Source organism: Croceitalea sp. MTPC6 (genome assembly GCF_036985525.1).
In the GTDB taxonomy this organism is placed as follows: Bacteria; Bacteroidota; Bacteroidia; order Flavobacteriales; family Flavobacteriaceae; genus Croceitalea.
Genome location: NZ_BTGR01000006.1, coordinates 15,742 through 39,168, shown reverse-complemented (window position 1 = coordinate 39,168; position 23,427 = coordinate 15,742). Strand labels below are relative to the sequence as shown.

At 42.1% G+C, this 23,427-nt stretch carries 21 protein-coding genes; all 21 read left to right on the top strand.

The features are described from left to right. Positions 1–26 precede the first annotated feature (26 nt). A complete protein-coding gene (locus tag AACP56_RS11920) occupies positions 27–239 on the top strand; it encodes a hypothetical protein (RefSeq protein WP_339337210.1) in 213 nt (70 codons plus the stop codon). 19 nt (positions 240–258) lie between these two features. Then, on the top strand, positions 259–1,575 hold the full coding sequence (locus AACP56_RS11915; RefSeq protein WP_339337211.1) for an acetate/propionate family kinase: 1,317 nt from the start codon (positions 259–261) through the stop codon (positions 1,573–1,575). Continuing rightward, on the top strand, positions 1,551–3,941 hold the full coding sequence (locus AACP56_RS11910; RefSeq protein WP_339337212.1) for a phosphoketolase family protein: 2,391 nt from the start codon (positions 1,551–1,553) through the stop codon (positions 3,939–3,941). The genes AACP56_RS11915 and AACP56_RS11910 overlap by 25 nt, the downstream gene beginning before the upstream one ends. A 53-nt stretch (positions 3,942–3,994) precedes the next feature. Beyond that, positions 3,995–4,969 (top strand): ATP-dependent 6-phosphofructokinase, encoded by a 975-nt coding sequence (locus AACP56_RS11905; RefSeq protein ID WP_339337213.1) that lies wholly within the window; start codon positions 3,995–3,997, stop codon positions 4,967–4,969. Positions 4,970–4,971: 2 nt separating this feature from the next. Further along, complete coding sequence (locus tag AACP56_RS11900) at positions 4,972–7,329, top strand: hypothetical protein (protein WP_339337214.1); 2,358 nt, start codon at positions 4,972–4,974, stop codon at positions 7,327–7,329. Then, positions 7,326–8,408: a site-2 protease family protein gene (locus AACP56_RS11895; RefSeq protein WP_339337215.1), complete on the top strand. Its 1,083-nt coding sequence runs from the start codon at positions 7,326–7,328 to the stop codon at positions 8,406–8,408. Before AACP56_RS11900 ends, AACP56_RS11895 begins: the two co-directional genes overlap by 4 nt. Continuing rightward, positions 8,408–9,688 (top strand): MgtC/SapB family protein, encoded by a 1,281-nt coding sequence (locus AACP56_RS11890; RefSeq protein ID WP_339337216.1) that lies wholly within the window; start codon positions 8,408–8,410, stop codon positions 9,686–9,688. Before AACP56_RS11895 ends, AACP56_RS11890 begins: the two co-directional genes overlap by 1 nt. 21 nt (positions 9,689–9,709) lie before the next feature. Then, a complete protein-coding gene (locus AACP56_RS11885) occupies positions 9,710–10,699 on the top strand; it encodes a 2-hydroxyacid dehydrogenase (protein WP_272651034.1) in 990 nt (329 codons plus the stop codon). A gap of 46 nt (positions 10,700–10,745) precedes the next feature. Next, a complete protein-coding gene (locus AACP56_RS11880) occupies positions 10,746–11,519 on the top strand; it encodes an SDR family oxidoreductase (protein ID WP_272651035.1) in 774 nt (257 codons plus the stop codon). A gap of 24 nt (positions 11,520–11,543) precedes the next feature. Continuing rightward, positions 11,544–12,374, top strand: a complete 831-nt coding sequence (locus AACP56_RS11875) for a universal stress protein (RefSeq protein WP_339337217.1) — start codon at positions 11,544–11,546, stop codon at positions 12,372–12,374. A gap of 15 nt (positions 12,375–12,389) precedes the next feature. Further along, positions 12,390–12,944 (top strand): potassium channel family protein, encoded by a 555-nt coding sequence (locus AACP56_RS11870; RefSeq protein ID WP_272651037.1) that lies wholly within the window; start codon positions 12,390–12,392, stop codon positions 12,942–12,944. Then, positions 12,937–13,776, top strand: a complete 840-nt coding sequence (locus tag AACP56_RS11865) for an ATP cone domain-containing protein (RefSeq protein WP_339337218.1) — start codon at positions 12,937–12,939, stop codon at positions 13,774–13,776. Before AACP56_RS11870 ends, AACP56_RS11865 begins: the two co-directional genes overlap by 8 nt. 38 nt (positions 13,777–13,814) lie before the next feature. Beyond that, complete coding sequence (locus tag AACP56_RS11860; protein ID WP_339337219.1) at positions 13,815–14,069, top strand: hypothetical protein; 255 nt, start codon at positions 13,815–13,817, stop codon at positions 14,067–14,069. 198 nt (positions 14,070–14,267) lie between these two features. Next, positions 14,268–15,644, top strand: a complete 1,377-nt coding sequence (locus AACP56_RS11855; RefSeq protein WP_339337220.1) for an MBL fold metallo-hydrolase — start codon at positions 14,268–14,270, stop codon at positions 15,642–15,644. A gap of 31 nt (positions 15,645–15,675) precedes the next feature. Then, the gene (locus tag AACP56_RS11850; RefSeq protein ID WP_272651041.1) at positions 15,676–17,178 is read left to right on the top strand and encodes a thymidine phosphorylase family protein; all 1,503 of its coding nucleotides are present in this window, start codon (positions 15,676–15,678) and stop codon (positions 17,176–17,178) included. Positions 17,179–17,181: 3 nt separating this feature from the next. Beyond that, entirely contained in the window at positions 17,182–18,321 is a 1,140-nt protein-coding gene (locus AACP56_RS11845) for a hypothetical protein (protein WP_272651042.1), read from the top strand. After that, positions 18,263–19,156, top strand: coding sequence for a ribose-phosphate pyrophosphokinase (locus tag AACP56_RS11840; protein WP_339337221.1), 894 nt, complete (start codon positions 18,263–18,265; stop codon positions 19,154–19,156). Before AACP56_RS11845 ends, AACP56_RS11840 begins: the two co-directional genes overlap by 59 nt. Next, complete coding sequence (locus AACP56_RS11835; protein ID WP_339337222.1) at positions 19,153–19,797, top strand: hypothetical protein; 645 nt, start codon at positions 19,153–19,155, stop codon at positions 19,795–19,797. Before AACP56_RS11840 ends, AACP56_RS11835 begins: the two co-directional genes overlap by 4 nt. A 7-nt stretch (positions 19,798–19,804) precedes the next feature. Then, entirely contained in the window at positions 19,805–20,098 is a 294-nt protein-coding gene (locus AACP56_RS11830; protein ID WP_089369749.1) for a phosphoribosylpyrophosphate synthetase, read from the top strand. Between the two features lie 18 nt (positions 20,099–20,116). After that, entirely contained in the window at positions 20,117–22,219 is a 2,103-nt protein-coding gene (locus tag AACP56_RS11825; protein WP_339337223.1) for a copper-translocating P-type ATPase, read from the top strand. Continuing rightward, positions 22,219–23,427, top strand: coding sequence for an MFS transporter (locus AACP56_RS11820; RefSeq protein WP_339337224.1), 1,209 nt, complete (start codon positions 22,219–22,221; stop codon positions 23,425–23,427). Before AACP56_RS11825 ends, AACP56_RS11820 begins: the two co-directional genes overlap by 1 nt.

Below are 23,427 nucleotides of genomic sequence, written 5' to 3'. Positions count from 1 at the left end.
TATAAGAATTTAAAAATAAATAAGTAATGAAAACGCTTGAATACCATGAAGTTGTACTAAAGAAGGTAAGCTTTAATGATGAACTGTTAAAGAAAGAATTGGAAAAAGCGGTCAGGAATACCACTTGTTCGGAACAGCCCGCCCTGTTAGCGTGGTGTGGGAGGGAACTGGGGCCAAAATATGAAAAGATTGCCGCTTTTTATATGAAGGACAAGGATTGTGCCTTGCCAAATAAATGATTCTTGATAAACGAAAGAAATGGGTCAATCGGTCGAATGGGTTGAATCTTCATTACTAAAAGCCAAAAATTTTAATCTGATACAAATAATGTACCCGGAAAATTCAAACATATTTACCATAAATGGTGGTTCGTCCAGCATCAAGTTCGCCATGTACGAAATGGCCAAGACTCCTAAGCCTCTATTTTCCGGGAGCATAAACCGCATTGGATTAAAAAATACAAGCTTCAATGTTACCTACGTCAATCAGGATAAAAAAATGAGCTATGATGTATACTGTCCAGGTTTTTACGAGGCCGCCATCTTTTTGATCTCATGGCTAAAAAGGCAAAAGAGTTTTGATAGAATTAAATGTATCGGCCATCGTGTCGTCCATGGCATGGAACATTCCCGTGCCGAAGTGATAGATGCAACTTTAATTAAGGAATTAAAGCGAATAAGGGATTACGACCCGGAACATTTACCTGCTGAGATCGAAATCATTGAACTTTTTAAATATAGATGTCCGGGAGTATTACAGGTAGCCTGTTTCGATACCGCCTTTCACACAACAATGCCACGCATAGCAAAAATATTGCCTATACCAAGGCGCTTTGATCGAGCTGGAGTTCAGCGGTATGGTTTTCATGGATTATCGTATGCTTTTCTTATGGAAAAGCTAAAGGAAATAGCGGGTGCCGGTGAAGCGAACGGACGCATCATTCTGGCCCATCTTGGGAACGGGGCCAGTTTGGCGGCTTTGAAAGATGGCAAAAGTATGGATACCAGTATGGGCTTTACACCTGCAGGTGGATGTATGATGGGTACAAGGAGTGGGGATTTGGATCCGGGGGTTGCTTGGTACATGATGAACTGTGAGGGAATGAACACAAAACAGTTCAATCATTTGATCAATCATGAAGCCGGTCTTTTAGGGGTTTCGGAAACGAGTGCCGATATGCAGGATCTTCTGAAAACGGAAAGCTCAGATGTAAGGGCTGCGGAAGCGGTGGCTCTATTTTGCTACCAGTTAAAAAAATGGATCGGCTCATTTATGACCGTATTGGAAGGCCTTGATACCTTGGTTTTTTCGGGCGGCATCGGGGAGAACGCACCCATAATACGATCAAGGGTTTGTGAAGGCCTTCGTTTTGCAGGAGTTGAATTGGACAAAGACCGAAACATCCAAAATCAATCCGAAATTTCGATAGAGGGTGGCAAAGTAAAGGTATTGGTAATCCCTACCAACGAAGAGCTAATGATCGCGAAATGTACGACGGACCTCTATATGGAATCAAAAATAAAGAACAACGGTTCAAAAATAAGTAAGACATGGAAAAGCAACATAGTGAAATAGGACAAGAGGAATTATCCAACGAACATCTAGGGAGAATAGATGCCTATTGGAGGGCCACCAATTATCTTTCTGTGGGGCAGATATATTTGCGTGACAATCCGCTGATGCGGGAACCGCTGAAACCGGAACATATCAAACCTATGTTATTAGGGCATTGGGGTACTACGCCCGGCCAAAATTTCATTTACGTACATCTGAACCGTATCATCAAAAAATATGATCTGAATATGATATACGTATCAGGTCCGGGTCATGGCGGACCGGCACTTGTTGGCAGTACCTACCTTGAAGGAACATATAGTGAAGTGTATCCTCACATAAGTCAGGATGAAGAAGGATTAAAAAAACTGTTTACACAGTTTTCCTTTCCGGGCGGAATCCCTAGCCATGTCTCCCCCGAATGTCCTGGTTCCATACACGAAGGCGGTGAACTGGGCTATTCCCTGAGCCATGCATTCGGTGCGGCCTTTGACAATCCCGATCTCATCGTGTCCTGTGTAGTGGGTGACGGGGAAGCGGAAACCGGTCCGTTGGCTACGGCATGGCACTCCAACAAATTCCTAAATCCGGTGACCGACGGTGTGGTGCTTCCGATTTTACATCTCAATGGGTATAAGATTGCCAACCCCACTATCTTGGCCCGTATCGGGAATGAAGAACTGGAACAACTTTTTTCTGGGTATGGATGGAAACCCTATTGGATCGAAGGGGAAGACCCAATGGCCATGCACCAAAAAATGGCGCAGCTATTGGATCAGGTAGTCAAGGAAATTAAAGCGATAAAGGAGAATGCCGCCCAGGATGACAATTCGGAACGTCCTCGTTGGCCCATGATCATTCTCAAGTCCCCCAAAGGGTGGACGGGACCCAAGTTTGTGGACGGCCTACCGGTGGAAAATCATTTCAGATCGCATCAGGTACCCTTATCGGATGTGGCAAATAATCCAAAGCACCTAAAGCAGTTGGAAGATTGGTTTAAAAGCTACAGACCTGAAGCGCTTTTTGATGAACAGGGACGATTTTTATCAGAATTGGCCGACCTGGCACCTAAAGGCGAACGGCGAATGGGGGCTAATCCGCATGCCAACGGAGGAATTTTATTAAAGGATTTACATATGCCCGACTTTAGGAATTATGCATTGGATGTTTCGGAACGGGGAAAAATGGGAAATGGCGACACCCGCGTTCTAGGCGAATTTGCCAGGGATATCATAAAATTGAACGAAGCACAACGAAACTTTAGGATTTTCGGCCCCGACGAAACGCTTTCCAATCGTTTAAATTCAGTTTTCGAGGCTACTGATCGCCAATGGGAAGCCGAAACCATGGCTACCGATGAACTCCTCAAAAAAGACGGGCGCGTGGTGGAAATGTTGAGCGAGCACCAATGCGAGGGCTGGCTAGAAGGGTATCTCTTAACCGGACGACATGGTCTGTTCAATTGTTACGAGGCGTTCATCCATATTATCGATTCCATGTTCAACCAACACGCCAAGTGGCTAAAAGTAACCTCAGAGCTACCTTGGCGCAGAAAGATCGCCTCCCTGAACATACTTTTGGCGTCCCATGTATGGCGACAGGACCACAATGGGTTCACCCACCAAGATCCTGGCTTTATTGATCATGTGGTCAATAAAAAAGCCGAAATAGTCCGTGTTTATTTGCCGCCCGATGCCAATTGTCTTCTATCCGTCATGGACCATTGTTTTCGAAGCAAGCATTATGTAAATGTTGTCGTCGCCGGTAAACATCCCGCACCGCAATGGCTCCCTATGGAGGAGGCGGTCATACATTGTGCCAAAGGCATCGGTATCTGGGCATGGGCCAGTAATGATATAGATGCGGAACCCGATGTCGTTATGGCCTGCGCAGGCGACGTGCCTACCCTTGAAACCTTGGCGGCCGTATCCATACTTCGCGAAAAATTACCAAATCTGAAAATACGGGTCGTAAACGTGGTCGATCTGATGAAGCTCCAGACCGAGACGGCACATCCACATGGATTAAAGGATGCCGATTTTGATATGTTGTTCACTAAAGACAAGCCTGTCATTTTCGCTTTTCATGGCTATCCATGGCTTATACATAGATTGACCTACAATCGTACGAACCATTCCAATTTTCACGTAAGGGGCTATAAGGAAGAAGGCACTATAACTACCGCTTTTGATATGACGGTATTGAACGATATAGATCGATTTCATTTGGTACAGGATGTTTTGGACAGGTTGCCGAACCTCGGCGACGAAGTGGCATACCTGAAACAGGAAATGCAAGACAAACTGATCGAACACAAGTACTACATCCGTAAAAATGGGCTGGATATGCCCGAGGTCAGGGATTGGAAGTGGAACGGGCAAGCCTAAAGTGATAGCAAAGCTCGACTATCGAGTAAATAATAGTTTAAAAAAAAAGGAAAATGGATAATAGTAAAATTAAACATATCGGGGTATTCACTTCAGGGGGCGATTCTCCGGGAATGAACGCTGCACTATACGGAACAGTAAAGGTAGCTGAGCAACATGGCATTAGGGCAAGCGGCATCCTAAAGGGGTACGAAGGCATGATAGATGGGCATTTTATCCCTTTGGAAAGCCAACAGCTACAAAAAACGGTACACCGTGGTGGTACGGTATTGAAAACCGCCAGAAGCGAGCGCTTTATGGCCGTGGAAGGAAGGCAACTTGCCTTTAAAAACCTTCAGGACAATGATATCGATGCTGTGGTAGCCATTGGTGGCGACGGTACTTTTAAGGGCCTGCTTGCTTTTTCAGAAATTTGTGACATCCCATTCATAGGTATTCCCGGGACCATAGATAACGATATTTCCGGCACCGATTACACCCTTGGTTTTGATTCCGCGGTCAACACAGCCATTGAAAATATCGATAAAATTAAAGATACTGCCGAATCTCACAATCGGGTATTTATTGTGGAAGTAATGGGCCGGGATAGCGGCTATATTGCCATTCATTCCGGATTGGGCGTTGGTGCTGATGCCATATTGATACCCGAGAGCGGTGAAGATTTTCTCCAGTTGCTTAAAAAAGTCAAGGACTATAAAAGTGAAGATGGGTTTATCGTAGTGGTTTCGGAAGGAGATGAATTGGGAGCAGGACTCGTGGCGTCAAAGATCAAGGAAATCAATTCAAAAGTGGACCTGCGGATTACAAAACTTGGTCATGTGCAACGGGGAGGTAGCCCTTCGTCCCTAGACAGAATGTTGGGAATCAGACTTGGATCGGCCGCAGTGAGGGCACTTTTGCTGGGCAGAAGAAATGCAATGGTCGGGGTTTTGGACAATCAATTGAGCCTTACCCCCTTTGAGCAGGTGGTAAAACAACACCAAGTGAACGATGAGTTACAAGAACTTTTAAAAATATTCGGTACTTAAAAATGAAAAAATCCTTACCCGACATATTGATCATCTTCCTGCTGACCGCGGCGACCATTATCTTTGAGATCAGTCTCTCACGATTGTTCTCCTACCTTCTCAGTTTTCATTTCGTGCTCATTATCATTGCCTTTTCCATATTGGGATTGGGAATCGGCCAGATAAGCTATGCCAAGTTCTACAATAGAATGGACAAGGCATTGGGTTTTTGGGCCGCCTTACCTGCGATTGCCATGTTCTTGGGTTTTTCCCTATTGCTCGCACTATCAAAAATCAGTGGTTCGTCCTTTAATGATTTGGGCCTGCTTGCTTTTATTGTCTTCTCTATCGTTCCTTTTATAGCCATCGGGGTTGTCTATACCTTTATATTCGAAAGGAATAAACGGCATGCATCTACCTTTTATGCTATAGATCTTATTGGAGCGGCCGGGGGGGCACTGGTATCGGTATATCTGCTCAATACGTTCAGCTTAGTCTTTGTGGTGGCAATAGCCATAGCACTTTTGCTGGTCGTTTGGGCTATACACGCATTCGCAAGCAAAAATCGCTATTCAATGGCATTGTCCCTTTTATCGGTGGCCATTATCATTTTGATGGGGCTTGGAAAGGATGCCCTCGACATCGATATCCCCATTTCAAAAGACCCCTCGAAGGATATGTATCGTCTAATGAACAATCCTGCCCTACAAAGTGAAAAACTGGAAAGTCGTTGGAGCGCTTTTGGCAAGACCGATCTGGTGCAATTTACTTATCCCGACAGTACCGTATCAAAAACCATGTTCATCGATGGGGCCGCGGGGACCGAGGTGGTGAACATTGACGAGTTGGCAAAGGACAACATAAAAATAAGAAAGGCACTATCGGGATTCCCGGCCGTATTTGCCATGAATTTTGTCAATGAAAACGATAAGGATTCAGTCCTTATAATCGGACCAGGTGGAGGGATCGACATTGCAGCGGCATATTTTTCGGGCTACAGCTATGTTGATGCCGTCGAGGTCAATCCCTCTTTTGTGCAGCTCATGGAAAAATACAATCCCGCTACATTCCTTGAAAAGGAGAATATAAAGGTAGAGGTAAACGAGGGCAGGAATTTTGTGATCAAGAACAAGGGAAAATATGATGCCATACTATTGACCATTCCCGTAACCAAGGGTTCCCGGGGCACCGACTTTTATGGGCTTACGGAAAATTACCTGTTTACTATGGAAGCTTTGGCCGATTACTTAGAGGGCCTGACGGAAAACGGAGCTATCTATTTTACAATGCACGGCAGGCAGGAAGTATATAAAATGTTGGCCAACTATATGGAACTCCAAGATCGGATGGGGATCGGCCAAAAGGAGGCACTCAAAAAGGTCTATATCTTCTCAAATGGGATGAATCCCGTACTGGTCATTAAAAAGACTCCTTTTGAACAGGAAATAATCGAGGAGGTCCATCGTATCGCACATTATTTGGAACTGGACCAAGATGCGTTTTACTTTCCATACATAAAACAAGAGGGTTTGGATACTATCGTCCGGAACGTAAATTATCAATGGTTTATGTTCGACGACCTGATCTATGATATTTCCTCCGGAACCTATCCCCATGATGAACTTTGGAAAACGGCATCCATAAACCTAAGACCGGTCAGCGATGATTCGCCTTATTTCTTTAATTATAACAACGGTATACCCGATGCCATGGCAACGCCCCTATGGCTGGGTATATTCATCATTGGGTGGTTTCTGTTCAATCATGTAAACAAATGGAAATCTGTTTCCTTTTATGAAGACACCGCTGTAACCGCTCAAAAAAAGTTCCGTGTCTTGGCCCTATTGGTCTTTTTATTAGGGTTTTCGTACATTCTCATACAAGGTTACCTGTTCCAGGTACTCAATTTAAAACTGTCGAGCCCGTCGCAGTCATTTTCATTGTTGCTTTTTACATTTCTATTGGGCAATGGTATGGGCAGCTTAATGACGAGGGCGTTCAAAAAAAACCTTCCCCAAAAACTGACGGTGTATGCGGCATTGATTATTATAGCATGTTTGGTCACAGTGTATGTACTGCTCCCTATGTGGTACGAACGGTTATCAGAATTTTGGGTGGCTATTCTTTTACTATTTCCATCCTTTTTCGTAGGAGTTCCCTTTCCCCTGTTGTTAAGAATAGCCACCTCATTTAAAGAGAAGCAGATAATTTCCTATTTATTGGGTATATCCAGCGTGGCAGGGGTCGCGGCCTCTATTTTTGCCATTGTCATCTCTATCCTATACGGTTACAGCTACGTATTCCTGCTTGGACTCTTGGGGTATGCGGTATTGATAGTAATGGCATATCGATTAAAAAAAACCGAAATCGTACAACTATGAAAAAATGGTCGTTATTTATAGGAAGCTACTCCGGCATCAAGGTATTTATCCATTGGACCTTTTGGATCATCATTGGATGGATTTTCATGATGCACTTTCAAATGGGACATGGCTGGGCGGAAGGCATAAAAGGGGCTCTGTTCATTCTCGTTCTGTTCGCCTGTGTGGTGCTGCACGAGTTTGGTCATGCCCTGATGGCAAAAAGATATGGGATTCCTACACGCGATATTACACTCTATCCCATTGGTGGCGTGGCCAGTCTCGATAAAATGCCCGACAAACCTGCAAAAGAACTGGCCGTGGCCCTGGCCGGTCCAGCGGTAAACTTCGTCATTGCCGGAGTTCTCTATATCTTTCTGTACGTTAACGACCAATTGTTGCCTATCTCGGAAATAGACCATATGAGCGGCGACAATTTCTGGTTCAATATCATGGCCGCCAATGTGATCTTGGCCGTTTTTAATTTGATACCTGCCTTTCCGATGGATGGTGGAAGGGTATTGCGGGCATTATTGGCATTCAATATGGGCAAATTGAAAGCGACCACAATCGCCGCGCGGGTGGGGCAGTTTCTTGCGATAGTATTTGTATTTCTGGGATTCTTTTCCAATTTCTGGTTGGTCTTTATTGGTCTGTTCATCTATCTGGGGGCCGGGGCCGAGGAAGTCCTGGAAAGCACCAAATCAGCACTCACCGGATATACGGCCAAGGATGTTCTGATTCGGCAATATACCCGTTTGTTTCCCGAGGAAACCTTGGAAAAGGCCGTACAGTTATTACGGAATACCCAGGAACAAGGATTTGTAGTTGTAGAAAACGATCAGGTACAGGGTGTCTTGACACGAAAAGAGCTAATCAAGGGATTATCGGCATATGGAAATACCTCTCCGGTATCCAAAATAATGCGGAAAGATTTCGTCGTTATTGTCCCGGACATGCCTTTACAGCAAGTATATGAAAAGCTCATGACCGACAATGCCCAACTTGCCCCCGTCCTAGAGGGAGGGCATCTTATAGGCATTGTGGATGCCACAGGCATTAACGAAATGGTAGTAATAACAAAGGGAATCAAAAGATAATGCAAGCACATCAAAACATCAACGAGTTGTTAAGCCCCTATATTTTGGGTGTGCTCCTCAGTACCGGAATAGGACTTATCCTAGGCTTGGAGCGGGAATATGACAAACTAAAGGACGAACAGGGGTTTGCCGGTATCCGAACCTTCCCGATAGTTACCGTTATCGGGTTCATATTGGGTAGTTTGAACGAGATGTATACCCCATGGTTGGTAATTATAGGTTTAGCCACTATTATCCTGTTCTTCGGCATCAGTCATTTATCCATTGTCCAAAAACATTCGATGACCGGTATAACCACCAATTTAGCGCTAATCACCACTTTTATCCTTGGCATCATGGTTTCGGCCCATCTTTATAAGGAAGCCATTGCCACAGCGGTTATTGTAGTAACGCTGCTATCACTTAAGACGACCTTTCGTTCGTTCATTAAAAACATTACCCCTGCAGAACTGTTCGCTTTTATCAAGTTTTCAATCATTGCCTTGTTGATACTGCCTTTTCTACCCGATAAAGATTACGGTCCCGAAGGCCTGTTGAATCCTTTTGAAATCGGTGCCATCATAGTAATCGTTTCGTTTCTGAACTTTATCGGTTATTTTCTGGTAAAATATGTAGGGTCAAAAAAGGGAATCCTATTGACCGCTGTACTAGGTGGTCTGATATCGAGTACTGCCGTAGCCTGGATATATGCTTCGAGAAGCAAGGAATCCCCTGAACTTTCTAAAAAATACGCTTCGGGTATCATCATCGCCTCGGCCATTATGTTTCCTAGGCTAGCCGTATTGGCCTATATTTTTAATAGTGCCATCCTGGGATATTTGGCGATACCCTTTGGCCTACTTACGCTAGTTTGTTTGGCGGCTTCCCTATTGTTGATCAGAAAGGATACCGATCAGCCCAACACCGATATAAATTTAGGCAACCCGCTCAACATATGGAATGCGATAGGGTTCGGCGGTATTTATGTAGCGATCTTGTTCGCTGTTTTTTATGGGAATAAATTTTTTGGTGAAAGCGGGCTGTATTATTCAGCTTTGATAGCGGGTTTAGCCGATACCGATGCCATTACCATTAGCATGGCAAAATTTGCCTTGTTGGAAGATAAACTTATTCTTGCGGCCAATGTCATCATAACCGCGACCCTAAGTAATATGGCCGTGAAATTAGGGATTGTCTTTTTTAAAGGCTCCAGAAAAACAGGAAACCTTGTTGGATATTCTTTTGGGTCGGTAGTACTTCTGGGAATCCTTTATATTTTGCTTAACGCATGGATAAATTGATAAATTGAGAGATAAAAGAATATGAAAACAACGGTATTTAGTGCACATAAATTTGAAGAAGCCCATTTAGTATCCGCAAACAATGGCAAGCATGAATTAAAACTACTTGAGCTGCGATTAACTGAAAACACGGCATCCTTGGCAGAGGGGGCCGAGGCTATCAGTCTGTTTACAAGTGATGATGCCTCGGAGAAAGTACTTGAAAAGTTAAGTGCCCTGGGGGTAAAATACATCGCGCTTCGTACGGCAGGTTACAATAACGTAGCCAGGGAAAAAGCGAAAGAATTGGGCATCAAAGTTTCCCGAGTTCCAGCCTACTCCCCCTATGCCATAGCCGAACATACAGTTGCCCTGATATTGGCCTTGAACAGAAAACTGATTAGGGCGCACAATAGGGTACGGGACATGAATTTCTCCTTAAATGGTCTCACTGGTTTTGATCTAAACGGAAAGACGGTTGGCATCATCGGTACCGGTAAAATCGGAGCAATCCTTGTTAAAATCCTTCACGGGTTTGGATGTAAGATACTGGCCCATGACACTTCTGAGGATGTAGGTCTTATAGAAAAGTACGGCGTTCGCTATACCGATTGCGAAACGCTATGTGCCGAATCGGATATCATTAGCCTACATGTTCCCTTGACTTCTGGAACTAAGCATTTAATTGACACGAATCAAATTGGAATGATGAAAAAAGGGGTCATGCTGATCAACACAAGCAGAGGGGGCTTGGTGGATACCAAGGCGGTCATCGAAGGTCTAAAAACAGGTAAAATCGGTTATTTCGGGATGGACGTGTATGAAGAAGAGGAAGGGCTTTTCTTTGAGGACCGTTCGGACGAAATACTACAAGACGATGTCATTGCGCGTTTGATGACCTTCAACAATGTTTTGATAACCAGCCATCAGGCTTTTCTGACCGATACGGCGTTGACAAATATTGCCGAGACCACAATATACAATTTGGATTGTTTTGAGAAAGGAAAAAATTCTGAAAATGAAGTCTCTTAATTGAGAAAAACAAAATATGAATACAATAATTATATAAACTTAAGATATGGATCGAGTAAAAAATAAGGTGGCTATTGTCACAGGAGGTGCCTCCGGCCTAGGAAAATCAAGTGCTATTTTGTTGGCGCGGGAAGGAGCAAAAATAGTTGTAACCGATATCGATGAAGAAAATGGAAATCAGGTAGTTCAACAAATAAAGTATAATGGCGGTGAGGCCATATACATTGAACAAGATGTATCCAAAGAAAATCAATGGGAAATGGTCATCGAAACTACGCTCAAAAAATTTGGAAAGCTACATGTTGTAGCTAATGCCGCAGGTATAGGACTCGGTGGAACGGTAGAAGAAGTTAGTCTTGAAGATTGGAAAAATCTTTTGGATATAAACCTCAACGGCACCTTCTTAGGTACCCAATATGGCATCAAGGGGATGAAAGAGACCGGAGAGGGCGGCTCAATCATTAATTTCTCGTCTATCGAAGGACTTATTGGTGATCCCAATCTACCGGCATACAACGCGAGTAAAGGCGGTGTTACCATATTTACCAAATCTGCAGCGCTCCATTGCGCAAAACAAGGTTACAAGATTCGGGTCAATTCTATTCATCCAGCTTATATCTGGACACCGATGGTAGAAAATTTTCTGAAATCCCAAGGTGATGTGGAAGAAGGCAAAAAACAATTGGAAAGTTTACACCCCGTCGGACATTTGGGAGAACCCGATGACATAGGTTATGGCGTAGTGTATCTGGCCTCTGACGAATCTAAATTCATGACCGGCTCCGAATTGGTTATCGATGGAGGTTATACCGCACAATAAATGTTACACCAAAAATTAGAAAGAATGAGAAATATACTAGTACCAACAGATTTTTCCGAAAACTGCAATAAAGCTGCCAATGTCGGAATAGCGATGGCCAAACTTTTTGATGCCGAAATCCATTTTTTCCATTTGATTCAGACCCCTGTGGATTGGGTAAAGCTGGACAAGCAAAAGGAAAAACGGTATCCTGAAACCTTGAAAAAAATCGGTAGTGCAAAATCCGCTTTACGCGAGCTGGAAAGGAAGGCCGAAAAGGAACATCTGAAATGTCAAACCTTCCTTCAATACCAAGTAGACACCAGGAATATTTTAAAACATTCAGGGCATTTTCATCATGATTTTATCATCACGGGGAGCAGTGGTACAAAAGGTACTGTTAGGGAATTGTTCGGTAGTAACGTTGAGCAAATAGTGCGAAAATCGAATGTTCCGGTAATCGTGGTCAAGGAGGACGAGGTTCACTTTCCGTTTAAGAATATTGTGTTCGTTTCGGATTTTGAAGAGGACGTAAGTGAAGCCTTTAAGCATGTAATCTCCATCGCTGACAAATGCAATGCACATATCCGTCTATTACGAGTCAACACAAAAACGGATACCAATAGTATTGAAGCGGGACTAAATCCCATCAAAACATTTGTTGAAAAGTTCCCAGACCTTAAAAATTATTCCATGTTCGTCAATAACGAACCTTCGGTAGAAACTGGTATCAATACTTTCTTAAACTATGAACCGGCAGACTTAATTGCCATGTGTACCCACGGTAGTACCGGTTTTTTGAGCTTGTTCTCAAAAAGTATCGCCGAGGGTGTGGCCAATCATTCCACACTTCCGGTAATGACGATTAAAATTTAAATAAAGCATATTACAATGTCGGGAAGCTTAAATCAAATAGGAGAAAAACCCTTTTACAAATTATTGTTGGGAAGAACGATTTTACCCCTTGTTAGCATTTTGGGTATTGGCATCTTGTATGTTGCTTTAATGTCAATGGTCGACCATAAATCGTTGCCATTCCACATTATCATTGTTACAGCAGCATTGGGCAAGACCATCGTGATTACGATGACCACTTTAAAACGGTTATCAAAACTGATAAAAATCTGTCATTCGTTGGAGCGGTTGCTATGGGTTTTTGGTTTGATAATCATTATAAGCATTTTTTCTTTTGCAACTGATTATGCCTGCCTTTTCCAATTTAGCCATTCTACATTTGAAGGTATACCCGATTATTCAAATTCGTACTTGTACAATTTGTACCACTTTTTCTACTTCAGCGTGATAACTTTTTCAACGGTGGGCTACGGCGATATAATTCCAACGTCCGATGTAGCTCGGTTCGTTGTTATGCTCGAAATATTCTTAAGTTTTTTCTTGATCGTCTTCGCTTTGGCCAATATTAAAAAAATACACATAAATGGATAAGATAAATATCATAAAGGCAAGTGGCGAGAAAGCACCTTTTGAAATAGAAAAAGTGATACGTTCACTAGAACGGGCGGGTGCCGATAAATTGTTGATCAAAAAGATAGTTCAAGATATTGATAAGGAAGTTCGCGATGGAATGACTACAAAAAAGATATATCAAATGGCCTTTAACATATTAAAGAGAAAATCTAGGGTAAGTGCCTCAAAGTATAAGTTGAAAAAAGCCCTGATGGAGTTAGGCCCATCAGGATACCCCTTTGAAAGGTTCGTTGGTAAGGTATTCGGCCATGAAGGTTATGAAACCAAAGTAGGGATTATTGTTCAAGGCCACTGCGTACAACACGAAATTGATGTAATCGCGAAAAAAGATAATAAACACTTTATGATTGAATGTAAATATCATAGCGATCAAGGCCGATTTTGCAATGTAAAGATTCCGCTATACATCCAATCACGATTTCTGGATGTACAAAAGCAATGGGAAAAACAACAAGGCCATAAAACCAAATTTCATCAAGGTGGTGTTTGTACCAATACCCGTTTCACGAGCGATGCCCTACAATATGGGAACTGTGTCGGATTGATGCTTGTAAGTTGGGATCATCCTAAAGGTCACGGTTTGAAGGAACGAGTAGACAGACTCGGCCTACATCCTTTAACCTCTTTGACCACATTGACCAAAGCTGAAAAATCCAAACTATTGGATGCAGGCATTGTGCTCTGCAAGGAAATTATCGAAAACCCATCGCTATTGGAGCAAATAGATATCCCCAAACAAAGACAAAAAAACATTCTCGAAGATTCAAGGGAATTATGTACAGCACATTAAAATAATTAAACATTTAGTAATCCTAAAAAATAATACAGATGAAAACAAAAGAATTGCAAAAACAGAAGAGTACCGAGTTAGAGCCATTTTACCAAGCAATGGAAGACGATCCAATGTTGCTGGAAGAAGCCTTTGAAATACTATTGGAAATGGTCAATTCAGAACCTAAATCTGCTAAGAAACTAGCCCTTTTGATTAAAGAGGACTTTCACGATTTGTATAAGGAAATAGAAGCATTGTGCAAACCGGACCAAGACAAAGGAAACACACCTTCCAGCTGTGGGGGACTCTAGCAACGGACAAATAAAAGACCTCAACAAATGGTAGTATCCATTGAACAGGTCTATACCCCTGCCAAGGCGCGGGTTAGTGAATGTAGTGATAAGTGAAATTAGTATTAATAAAATGTGATGTTGAGTTTGGAGACAAGCGGTAAAACGATTTTAGGAGATTTACAAGAGTTCGGCAACCAGCATTAACGAATAAAAGTAATGGAAACAGATACGATAAAAATCCATTTTTTAGGTGCGGCGGGAACCGTTACCGGCTCCAAATATCTTCTGGATACAGGGGACAGAAAAATACTTGTGGATTGTGGTCTATTTCAGGGGCTCAAAGAACTACGCCTGAAAAACTGGGAATATCCACCTGTCAACATCAACGAAATTGATGCGGTATTGCTTACCCATGGTCATTTGGACCATACCGGCTATCTGCCAAGGTTGGTAAAGCAAGGTTTTAGGGGACCCATTTATGGCACCTACCCCACTCTGGACATCGCCAAGATTATATTGAACGATAGTGCCAAAATACAGGAACAAGAGGCCGAACGTGCCAATAAGGAAGGGTATTCAAAGCACAGTCCCGCAGAACCGCTGTACGATTTAAAAGATGTTGAAAAGACCATTCCGTATTTCAAGGGAATACCGCCCAACCAGTGGCTTCCCCTGTTAAAGAACGTAAAGGCAAGATTTCAGTATAACGGACATATTCTTGGGGCAACCTATATTGAATTGGATGTGCAGGATAAACGATTTGTCTTTTCAGGGGATATTGGTAGAACGAATGATTTGCTCTTATATCCACCCGTAAAACCAGAACGGGCCGATGTTTTGTTTATGGAATCTACCTATGGCGGCAGGTTCCATCCCGAAGAGAAAGAGGCCATCCCTCTTATAGAAAAATTGGTCAACGACACCCTATCTAGGGGCGGTAGTCTTTTCATCCCAAGTTTTTCGGTTGAACGGGCCCAATTGATGATGTTGATATTCTGGAGGTTGCTGGAGCAAAACAAAATCCCGAAAGTTCCCATGATTATGGATAGTCCAATGGGTGCCAACGTATGGGAACTGTTTCATAGAACTCGGGATTGGCACAGATTGGAAGCCCACGATTGTGACGAAATGTGCTCACACTTTACAGTTGTTAGCAGTTATCGTGAAACAATGGAATTAAGAACAGACAACAAACCAAAAATCGTGATTGCAGGAAGCGGAATGCTCACAGGCGGCAGAATGTTGAACTATCTGGAAACGCAGGCACAAAATCCTGATAACACTTTACTCTTTGTTGGATATCAAGCAGACGGGACCCGTGGAAGAAAATTATTGGAAGGAGAAAAGGTACTAAAGGTCTACGGAAAGACCGTGCCCTTCAAAATGCAAGTAACAGAGATAGAAGGACTTTCGGCCCATGCAGACCATGCCGAACTGCTGGATTGGTTGAGCGATATAGAAGAAAGACCGGAACGGATATTCATAATCCACGGAGAAAAGGAAGGAGCGGAAGCCTTAAAAAAGGGAATTAAGGAAACCTATGGTTGGGAGAGTGAAATTCCCCAACTCTATGGTATCGAAGAGATAAGATAGGTAATGAAAATAGACAAAAATTAACACGGAAATGGAAGAAAAATCGAACATCCTTAAATACAAATCGCTAGGCATTTATACGCAAAATGAAAACGTCGTGTACATGCGGCAAGATTGTCATGTCTGCATTTCAGAAGGTTTCGAAGCATTGACCCGAATACGGGTATCTAACATGAGTACCTCGGTAATTGCAAGCCTCCACATTATTACTTCGGATGTACTTAGGCAGGGCGAAATAGGGTTGTCACAAATAGCAGCAAAAAAACTCAAAGTATCGGAGGGCGAAACGCTATACGTATCCCATTTGGAACCCATAGAATCATTGAGTTCTGTAAGAGCGAAAATTTATAATCAACGACTCGATTACAAAGCCTACAAAGACATCATTACGGATATCATCGAAGGGGATTATTCAAACATCCACCTATCGGCATTTATTACGGCCTGTGCTGGCGACCGAATGGATTTAGATGAAATCTCGGACCTTACCAAGGCGATGATAACCTCGGGAAAACAATTGGATTGGAACAAGGAAATAGTGGTGGACAAACACTGCATCGGAGGCCTACCGGGGAATAGAACAACGCCTATAGTTGTCGCAATTGCTGCCGCATACGGGCTGACAATGCCCAAAACTTCATCACGGGCCATTACTTCGCCAGCGGGTACGGCCGATACCATGGAAGTACTAACGAATGTTACCCTCTCTGGCGAAGAAATCAAACGTGTCGTGGAACAGGAAGGTGGATGTTTGGTGTGGGGCGGTACGGCACAATTAAGTCCAGCGGACGATATTCTCATCAAGGTGGAAAAAGCCTTGGATATTGACAGTGAAGGCCAGCTAATAGCCTCTGTATTGTCCAAAAAAGCAGCCGCAGGTTCTACCCATGTGGTCATCGACATTCCTGTTGGAGAAACGGCCAAGGTGCGCAGCGAAGAGGCCGCGCAAAAACTCAAGGAACATATGGAAGCCGTGGGCGATGCTGTGGGGCTTAAAATAAAGGTGGTCATTACCGATGGCAGCCAGCCCGTGGGAAGGGGTATCGGTCCCAATTTAGAAGCGGTTGATGTTCTAAGTGTTTTGCAGAATAAAGAGGATGCGCCACAAGACCTTAAAGAACGGGCAATATTGTTGGCGGGGCATCTCTTGGAGCTATCCGAAAAAGTGAAGCCCGAAAAAGGTCTTGAAATAGCGAAAGAACTGCTGGAAAGTGGAAAGGCCTACCAAAAATTCGAGGCCATATGCACGGCCCAAGGAAGATTTTCCAAAACCTATGTTGCCCCTTATCAATTTGAGATGCATGCACCTAAACGTGGGACGGTCAAAAAAATAAACAATCGAAAGATTGCAAAACTCGCAAAACTGTCAGGAGCGCCACAATCCAAATCGGCAGGCATTTCGATGAACGTCCGGTTGGGCGATGAGTTAGAAAAAGGAGAGTTGGTGTATATACTCCACGCGGAAACAAATGGGGAACTGAACTATGCCTTGGAATATTATGAGAATCATGATGATATTATCGAAATCGAATAATATATGGTAGATAAAGATAAAATATTAATAATCGGAGGGTACGGTACCGTTGGATCTATTGTCTCGCGACAGCTTGCATTGCAATATCCTTCAAAAATCATCGTCGGAGGCAGAAACAAGGATAAGGCCCAAATGCTTATTGAACAAAATGGACTTAATGCCAAGGCCATATATTTAGATGTTGAGAAAGAAAGATTGAAAGAAGTAGATTTCAATGAAATACATACTGCTGTAAGTTGTATAGAAACCATGAATATTTCCTTTATTCTTGAGTGTCTACAGTTCAATATTAATTATACAGAGGTTGGTGCCTCTTTCAAGGCACACAAACGATTTTTTGAACTATCGGATTACATCGACAATGCCGATTGTTTAGTAATTCCCAGTGTTGGTTTGGTGCCAGGTCTTTCAAATATATTGGCATTCAACGGTGCTAAGCAATTTGCCGAAATAGATGAAATACATACTTATGTGATACTTGGTTTGGGAGAATCACATGGTGTTGATTCCGTTAGGTGGATGCTGGAAAAGGCCAATAGTTCCTTCAAAATAAAGACAAAAAAAGGAAGTGTTGGCGTGAAAGGTTTTACCCACCCTAGATCGACCCGCTTATTGAACGAACAAAGAGAACGGACTTTCTATTTGTTCGATTTCTCGGACCATCACGCCATTCCACTTCTTGTGGATACCAAGGCCATAGATACCCGCATTGGTTTCGATTCAAAGGTGATTACGTATTTGTTCTATCTATTTCAGAAAATCGGTGTTTTGAAATGGTTTAAGAATATAAGTCCAAAAAGATTTAAAAAGGTTCTGGATTTTATCCGCATAGGTTCAGAACGGTTTGGGCTACAAATAGAGATTAATGGAAAAGACAGTCTAGGGATGCAGTACAGTATAAAGTATTTGGCGACAGGAGAAAATGAGGCTCTGGCTACTGCAACGGCTACTTCATACGCCTCTGAACTGATGTACTTGAATAAAACCCAAAAAGGATTGAAACACATTGAGGAAGTTTGTGATTTTGATGAATTGAAGGGCTATCTGGAAAAACATAATGTTAAAATTTTAAATACAAGTGATTATGAAAACGATACTGTTCAGCCTTCCGGGAAACCAGGAACTTACGGCACAACTAGCTAAAAAGATGAACGCCGAAATCGGGGAGTGCAAATTGCGCAAATTTCCTGACGGCGAATCCTATACCCGTATCCTTTCCGATGTGAAAGGCAAATGTGTAGTAATGGTCTGTACCCTTCATGAACCCGATGAAAAACTGTTGCCGCTCTACTTTTTAAGCCATACTGCCAAATCATTAGGCGCTATGTGCACCTGTTTGGTGGCACCCTATTTGGCATATATGCGTCAGGACAAAGTGTTTCACGAGGGGGAAGGGGTTACCTCTTCTTATTTCGGGAAATTGATTTCAGGATTTGCAGATAGCATCACTACTATTGACCCGCATTTGCATAGAATAAGTTCTTTGGGCGAGGTATACGATATTCCAAATAGGGTCATCCGTGCCGCGGATGCCATCTCCAAATACATCAAGGAAAATATACACAATCCTGTACTGATTGGCCCTGATTCCGAAAGCGAGCAATGGGTCTCCGATGTGGCAAAAAAAGCAGGGGTTCCGTTTACCGTATTACAAAAGGTACGTCACAGTGACCGTGATGTAGAAGTCTCTGTTCCCGATGTGGATAAGTACAAGAATGCCACACCTATTTTAGTAGATGACATTATTTCCACAGCCCGAACAATGATTGAAACCGTACAGCACCTTAAAAAAGCAGGAATGAAAGCACCTATTTGCGTAGGTATTCACGCAGTTTTTTCAGGAAACGCCTATCAAGATTTATTGGATTCCGGAGTAGAAAAAATTGTAACTTGTAATACCATACCACACTCTTCAAATGGAATAGATTTAAGTGATATTATGGCAAAAGAGGTAAAAAAATTAATGCACCATATATGAGAAAACAAGGCTTTATAGTACTAATCACTTTGTTCAGCATCACAATGACTGGACAAACTGAAATGCTTATTGGGCAGATTTCAGGTAGAGTTGTTGTTCGAGAAAATTTTGATGAAGAAGGCTCTTTTCTAAACAAACAAACTTTTGAAGCGGGTGAAGCAATAAAGAAAAATGAATATTATGAAATTAAGGTGGTTACAGAATTGTTTGATAAGAACAAAAAGTCTACAGATAAATATACAACAACATATCGCTGTAGGCCTAATGAAGCAAGTGTAATGGTTATGGCTTTTCCGTTTTCTAATCCAAAATCAAAGGAGACTGAAATTAATACCACCTCTGAAAAATTTAAAGAGCTATACGATTTGGAAAACCTGGAAGATGTAGAACTGAAAATGACTTTTGGCTCGGGCTTATTGAATTTTTTTGGTTCAAAAAGCATCATAAAGATTTACAACCGAACATTAGAGGACAACGAAAACAATATTAATTCAAAAATCAATATTAAGGCCTATGCCTGGGGAATTCGCATTAAGCAACTCAACTATACTGTCAATGAAAAAATAAATGGTAAAGGCTTTCTGACCTTTCAGAAATTTACAGAGGAAGATAATAGTTATTTTACAATGACTTATAAATAGAACGAAAATGAACAATTACGACACCCTTTCAGAAGCAATTAACGATTTGCAGGCAAATGGTTATACATACGATTTTAACCTAAAACCTGAATGTTTGGAGTGTGCTTCACTAAAAATTGAAATACACCCGGAAGATTTTGAAGTGGATAAAACCTATCGCTTTGAAGGCATGAGCAGTACCGATGATAATAGTGTGCTTTATGCTATTTCATCAAAAAATGGGATTAAAGGACTTTTGGTAGATGCCTATGGCGTCTATGCCGAAAACATTTCGGAAGCTATGAGAAAAAAATTACGATAACACTTAAACAAGATAATAATGGAAAATCACGAACACCACAATCACGAAGAAATGGACCATTCAAAAATGGACCATTCGAAGATGAAACACAAAAAAGAAGACCATTCTAAAATGAACCACAAAGGTGGGGACCATTCGGGTCACAATCCGGGTCACGGTCAAATGGGTCACGACCATCATAAAATGATGGTCAAGGACTTTAGAAAACGGTTCTGGGTATCATTGATAATTACCATCCCAATTCTGTTCTTCTCGCCAATGATACAGGAATTTTTTGGTTATGATTATTTATTGCCGGGAAATCCCTATGTGCTGTTTATCCTATCGTCCTTTGTATATTTTTGGGGCGCATGGCCTTTCTTAAAAGGCTTTTATAAGGAAATTAAAGCTAAAGGTCCAGGAATGATGACCCTAATCTCCATGGCTATCAGTGTTGCCTATTTTTATAGTACGGCAACCGTTTTCGGACTTAAAGGCGAAGATTTCTTTTGGGAATTGAGTACGCTTATTGTCATTATGCTTTTGGGGCATTGGTTGGAAATGAAATCAGTTTTAGGTGCTTCCAAGGCGTTGCAATTATTGGTGAGCATGCTACCTTCGGAAGCGCACAAAGTTGTGGGCGATAAAATTGAAGATGTTAGTCTTGAAAACCTGGTGAAAGATGACATCATCCTAATAAAACCTGGAGAAAAAGTACCGGCAGACGGTATTATTACCGAAGGCACCAGTTACCTAAACGAATCCATGCTCACAGGCGAATCTAAACCAGTAAAAAAAGAATTGGATGACAAAGTAATCGGCGGTTCCATTAACGGCAACAGCACCTTAAAAGTAAAGGTTCAACATACAGGTAAGGACAGCTACCTCAACAAGGTTATTAAAATGGTCGATGAGGCACAACGTACTAAATCCAAAATGCAAAACCTTTCAGATAGGGCTGCAAAATGGTTGACCTACATCGCTTTAGTAATTGGTTTTGGAACATTAGCAGTTTGGCTGGCTTTAGGTTTTCCGTTCGTATATGCTTTGGAAAGAATGGTTACCGTTATGGTAATTGCCTGTCCGCATGCTTTAGGACTTGCCATTCCACTTGTGGTTGCGATTTCTACCGCAGTTTCAGCACAAAATGGCTTGCTTATTCGAAATAGAACTGCGTTTGAAGAATCCAGAAAGATATCGGCATTATTATTTGACAAGACTGGAACATTGACCAAAGGTGATTTTGGGGTTACCCGAATAGAATCTGTTATCCATAATTATTCAACAGCCGAAATCCTTCGATTGTCAAGTGCCCTGGAACAAAGCTCCGAACATCCCATTGCGGTCGGAATCATAAAAAAGGTAAAGGATGACAAGATAGCCATACCAAAACCTAAAAACTTCAATGCCATTACAGGAAAAGGAGTGGAAGCGATTGTGGAAGGCAAGGAAATAAAGGTGGTAAGCCCCGGTTATCTACGGGACGAAAAAATAACCATTCCCGAGGATGCCTATAGCGATGCGGCCGAAACAGTAGTGTTCGTTTTAATTGATGGAAAATTAGCAGGATACATAGCCCTTTCGGATGAAATTAGACCAGAATCCGCTAGTGCGATACAAACCTTTAAAAAGAACAATATTAAAGTATATATGGCTACCGGAGATAATGAAAAAACCGCTAAAGCCGTAAGCGATAAACTTGGACTGGATGGCTATTATGCTGAAGTATTGCCCCATCAAAAAGTTGAAATCGTGCAAGAATTACAGGGCAAAGGTGAATTTGTTGCCATGACAGGCGATGGCGTGAACGATGCACCTGCATTAGCACAGGCAAATGTTGGTGTTGCTGTGGGTTCTGGTTCTGATATAGCTGCTGAAACAGCCGATATTATTTTAGTGAACAGCAATCCAAAAGACATCGCTAACCTGATCTTATTCGGAAAGGCTACCTATAATAAAATGATTCAGAATTTAATATGGGCTACAGGTTATAATGTCGTAGCCATCCCGTTAGCAGCCGGTGTACTATATTCAACTGGATTCGTATTGGGACCAGCCGTAGCTGCTGTATTTATGAGTTTGAGTACGATTATAGTGGCCATTAATGCACAATTATTAAAGCGAAAAATCGGTAAAAAATAATGAACAAGAAAGAAAAGCTCAACAGGATATTTTTGGTTTTGTTGAGCCTATTTGTAGTAATGTTGGGGTACGGTATTCTACTGCCCATTCTTCCCTATTATACAGAAAGATTGGCATTAAAGGATAATCTGGATACCGACCTAATCAACTTCCACGTAGGGATGTTGACCAGCATTTATCCATTTTTTCAACTGGTATTCGTAATCGTGTGGGGCAGACTTTCCGATAAATATGGTCGTAAGCCCATAATTCTGGTTGGGCTTATCGGGTTTATAACAATGAACCTATTGACCGGTCTGGCAACTTCGCTCACCATGTTGTATGTAGCTCGTATAATCGGAGGAATATTTACCTCTTCGGTAATTCCCGTCAGCAATGCCTATCTAAGTGATATAACCTCGGAAAAGCGCAGAATCAAGATAATGGCATGGTCCGGGGTCGCGATCAGTTCGGGTGTTATCTTTGGCCCTGTTTTGGGGGGGCTGTTATCACAGACCAACGTGCACTTGAAATATTCTTTTGGCATATTTCATTTTGACCGATTTTCGGTTCCATTTTTCTTTGCTTCCATATTAGGGTTAATCATATTATTCGTAATTATGAAATGGTTGAAGAACACGGCAATAGTGACCAAGATCAGAGAAAAAACGATAAAATTTAATTTTACTTTTAGTAATTATTTTATCATACTGTTGCTGCTATCCTTTGTAATGCAATTTGTTGTGACCCTGTTTGAAACCGTATTTTCAATCTATGGCAAGGATGAATTAGCGTTCAATAGTAGTCAAGTCGGTATTGGCTTTATGCTTTGCGGTTCAGTGATGGCAGTCTTACAGCCTGTTTTTGCTACTTATGGGGAAAAGATAATGACCTCGAAACAGCAAATCACGTTAGGCTTAGTGATTACCGGACTTTCACTTATTGTATTCCCTTTTTTGCGCAATGAGCTATCTGTATATGGTATGATAATACTATTTGCCAGTGGTGGTGCGATGGTAACCCCAAATCTGCTTTCAGCCGTCTCTTTGTTATCTAAGGAAGATACGGGAAGAAACATTTCCATACAAAGCTCAACGAACAGTATCGGACAGATTTTGGGGCCCGTATTGGGAACTTGGTTGCTTGCAGGTGGCTTTTATTATCCTTTTATAATTGCAGGATTAGTCGTTTTAGTTGCAATAGGATTGGTTTATTATTTAAGGAAATAG